4 protein-coding genes and 1 pseudogene are annotated in these 3,700 nt (G+C 59.8%); 1 reads left to right on the top strand and 4 read right to left on the bottom strand.

Annotated elements, in window-relative coordinates:
- Positions 1–1,051: 1,051 nt before the first annotated feature.
- The 3 genes from BMG523DRAFT_RS21895 to BMG523DRAFT_RS21885 all read right to left on the bottom strand — a co-directional run bounded on the left by BMG523DRAFT_RS21895 (position 1,052) and on the right by BMG523DRAFT_RS21885 (position 2,669).
- A complete protein-coding gene (locus BMG523DRAFT_RS21895) occupies positions 1,052–1,375 on the bottom strand; it encodes a hypothetical protein (RefSeq protein WP_023842236.1) in 324 nt (107 codons plus the stop codon).
- 218 nt (positions 1,376–1,593) lie between these two features.
- Positions 1,594–2,307 carry a hypothetical protein gene (locus tag BMG523DRAFT_RS21890; protein WP_023842237.1) on the bottom strand — a complete coding sequence of 238 codons (714 nt, stop codon included), beginning with the start codon at positions 2,305–2,307 and terminating at the stop codon, positions 1,594–1,596.
- Positions 2,304–2,669 (bottom strand): hypothetical protein, encoded by a 366-nt coding sequence (locus BMG523DRAFT_RS21885; protein WP_011436947.1) that lies wholly within the window; start codon positions 2,667–2,669, stop codon positions 2,304–2,306. Before BMG523DRAFT_RS21885 ends, BMG523DRAFT_RS21890 begins: the two co-directional genes overlap by 4 nt.
- A 344-nt stretch (positions 2,670–3,013) precedes the next feature.
- On the opposite strand from BMG523DRAFT_RS21885, the gene BMG523DRAFT_RS21880 reads away from it, so the two are divergent.
- On the top strand, positions 3,014–3,403 hold the full coding sequence (locus BMG523DRAFT_RS21880) for an NUDIX domain-containing protein (protein WP_232235301.1): 390 nt from the start codon (positions 3,014–3,016) through the stop codon (positions 3,401–3,403).
- Positions 3,404–3,537: 134 nt separating this feature from the next.
- Here the strand turns inward: BMG523DRAFT_RS21880 and BMG523DRAFT_RS21875 are convergent.
- A pseudogene (locus BMG523DRAFT_RS21875) lies at positions 3,538–3,700 on the bottom strand (IS5/IS1182 family transposase); the annotation flags it as partial.

Genomic DNA, 3,700 nt, shown 5'->3' with positions numbered 1-3,700 from the left:
ATCATCGGTGACAGACAGAACAGACACACCACCCAGGACACATCACCAGCGTCCTCGGTATCAGGAACTACACCCGACGTATCACGAAGAGCCCACAACCCCCCACCAGCANCCCGCGGACACTCCGCCCGACTCCCGCCACAGCCACGACACCGCCACACGGCGGAACCAGCCCCTCCACGCCATCGCCGAATACTTACGTTCACGACCTTCCCGCCACCGTTCATCTTCAAGGTTGGCTTCTTCGGCGGCCTCACCGAGATCATTTCCGATCTCGACTACATGAAGTGTGGTCGCGCCCAGAGAGGAAAGTCGGCCTGGAGATGGTGGCGGCGAGACGATGGCCGCATCAAGGGTTTGGCGCCAGCCGTCGGCTGCGAGATTGGCGAAGGCCAAGAAATTAGGCGGTGGAACCGCAATCAGCGAACGCTCGGCGGCCTTAACGAGCGACTTCTCAAGGTCAGTGAACATCGGACCCAGTAGATTTCTGGCGCTCAGCTTATTGGCAGCGGCAATCGTCTCCGAGAGATACGAAGAACTCAGGCTCTGGGTCAGGACTCCCGCAAGCCGTGCGCCAGCCAGATCCATGGAGGCAATCTTTGCCAAGGAGCTGGTGGCTCCAAGTTCTTTGATGATTGCTTCATATGGCACGGTTGATCCAGCCAGCTGTGCGGCAATTTTCGATATTGAGGAGTTATTGACCGCCAGGGCATCTCGCATCATTCGAGAAAGCTGCTCATTCATTCCCGTGTAGACGCCGGGCGGCACCCGCAACACGATTTCGCTGAGGCGATCCATATCTTTGGACGCAATCTCAAGTGCGGGATCTTCCTCGTCGTGTTCGTCGGTGCTCATTCTGGCTACTCCTTACTCCTGCACCGACTTTTTCATCGGTAGTCGAACCAGCATACGGCAGGCCGCCCCAGGTGAGGCGGGTACTACGGGTGCAAACCTTGTCTACGTCGCTCAAGCGCCGCTCCGCGGCGACCCGCTCCGCCTCCCTCCGGTCGCCGGCGCGGACGGGCGGACGCAGCCTGAACAACAAATATGTTCACGGCTCCACCACGTTCAGCGTTACGCCGGTTTTCCTACCGATGGCCGTCACCCATTTCTCTAGCACATCCGTCCTGCGTTCCAGCCCCGCCACATCCGCCGCCGTATGCTCAGCCCGCAACACGTAGCCATCCATGGCCGCCAGGAGGTCGCCAAACTTGTCTTCCCGCGCTTGGATAACACCGGCCAGACGTGCTACATCGCCGGTCAGCACGTCTATGGACTTCGCCATATGCTCAAAGCGGCGGTTCGTATCAGCCTGCAACTCATCAAAGCGCTTATCGAGATGCTTAGTTAATTGCCGGATTGCTTCATCGTTCATCGTTTCCTAGTATGCCTCTATTTACTGCGCACTTCAAGATAGAATATCCGGCCTCGCTTGCCCACGGCGGGCGTACTCCCCTTGACTTGTAAGGGGAGGGATGGCATTGCGCTCATTGACGTTTCTTTTGATACCCGATACGCTAGAGCCAGGTTAGTTCTCAGTTGTTCTTGTTCGTAACGGCGCTCCGTTTGCAGACGGGTCGCCGTTTTTCGTGCTTATATGTGGCAGTCAACTGCTACGACGCGCTGGCCGCCGTAGCGTGTTTGGATGTCCTCCAGGCGGTTGGTACGCCACTCCTCCCTCGGCACATCTTCCCTCGTGACGATGCCCCACCATCCCATCTGCCCCTGCTGAATCCACTCACCATCAGGCAGGATAAACGCAAACGGCATGGTATCGGACGTCAGGTTCTTTACGTCCGTCACGTTGTTTTCGATGCTCTCGTGACTTTGCTCGAAATTCAAGCCGTCGTCTTCGCTTTCGGTGGTCAATCCCGTTATCAGCCCATCCCAGCGGCCACCAATACACCACCAGTCCCATTTACTTTTCGGGTTGTAGGTGCTGGGGTACGTTCCAGAACCCTGGCAGTTGTCGCAATCGGGGTCTGGCTTTATGGTCAGCCCTGCGAGCGCCTGTTTCTCTGCCTCCCTCAAGGGCTGGGTGCGCTTGAGCCATGCTTCTTCGGAGTGATCTTCGCGCGGACGCTCGTGGAATGTGTTGCGTAACATCTCCCACGTCAGGCCGGTCTTCTCCGTCGCGATCTCAGAAGCCATATTGTCCGCCCGCCTGGTTCCGCATCCGCAAGGTCTGTTGTAGGCGTCCACCACTATATCTTCGTCGTACGGCTCCATGACCTCGTGTAGGTAGCTTTCCGCATCCTCGGTTTCGATATGGTCGGGGAGAATGACGCCAAGCAGAAAGTGGCTCATAGCGCCACCTCCGCCATTTCCTCGGCCAGCCGCAATAGGGCGGGGTTGGAATTCTCGTCGATGGAGCGGGACGCGCCGTCGAACCAGTCCAGGAAGTGGAACGTGGCGGCCACTACCTGGCCGTTGTCCACCTCCGCATCCATATGCGCTGAGGGGCCACCCCAAAAGAACTCCACCCGCACGAGCCGCCGCGCCGACACCGCCAGCGGCTCCAGTTCCTCGTGTAGCTCCTCCTCGCGGGCGTCGTCGTTTGCCCGTTGCGCCTTCTCCAGGCGTTTGTATCTTCTCCTGTACCAGCGCTCCAGGCTCAAAAGCTGGGCGTCAATACGGTTTTCGCATGTTGCATTTCGATCATCGGACATGGTTGGTTCCTCCATGCCCGGCTCTAGCAATATCAGGTTGTCAAGGTGTAATCAGCCGGTGGCACACTGTTCAGGGCGGGCGCACCAGCGGGACGGGCGCGGTGCCAGGGTGGTGCAACTTCGCTGTACTTCTTTCAAGCGTGTAGCCGGAGCACGGGAGGGGCGTAGGGCAGGGGCGTGCGTCAGAGATCACCTGAGGGAGCGCCACGGAAAACGCCGGTGCCGCGGATTACTAATGAGCGGCTTTCCCGCTAAAATAGACAACAGCCCCAGCAGCGCACCAGATCAAAGGAGATCGGCCCATGCCTGCTCGCCATCAGGTTACTACTGATGTTCATCTAATCTTGCTCCGAAACAACGAAGCCCTGTTCGGCCGTCGCCAGAACACCGGCTACGAGGACGGTGCGTACCACCTGCCCTCCGGCCACCTGGAGGCGGGAGAGTCCGTGGTCACGGCCCTCATTCGGGAGGCCAAAGAGGAAATCGGGGTGACGATCCAGCCGGAGGCGGTGGAGTTCGCGCACATCATGCACAACTCTTCCGGCGGCGGCCGGGCCGCCTTCTTCTTCATCGTCCGGGAGTGGGACGGCGAACCGGTGAACCGGGAGCCGGAGAAGTGCAGCGAACTGGCCTGGTTCCCACTGGATGCCCTGCCGGACCACATGATCGCCTACTGCCGGGCGGCGCTGGAAGACATCGCCGCGGGCCGGTCCTTCTCCGTCTTCGGCTGGTAGCCGTGGCCGGGCCACACCCGGGGCCGGTGGTCTGCGTCAGCTACCTGGCCGCCGCCTCTCTCTGGACAGTGAGCCTTTCCCGGTAACGATTCGTCACGTGACGTGATCGCAATGGTGTGTTGGTGTGTTGGGTGTCAGGCGGTTCTGCGGTGCTCGGTGTGGAGGATGACGAGGGCGGCTTTCACGACAAGTCCGATCTTCCAGGGGTCGATCGTGATGTTGTGGAGGAGTCGGAAGGTGCCTTTGAGCAGGGCGTTCGCGCGTTCACCGACGGCGCGTAGCGCGTTGTGGATCCGG

It is taken from the genome of Frankia sp. BMG5.23 (assembly GCF_000685765.2).
GTDB lineage: Bacteria > Actinomycetota > Actinomycetes > Frankiales > Frankiaceae > Frankia > Frankia casuarinae.
The sequence above is the reverse complement of the archived record's forward strand: the minus strand, read 5'-3'. Positions and strand labels throughout refer to the sequence as shown.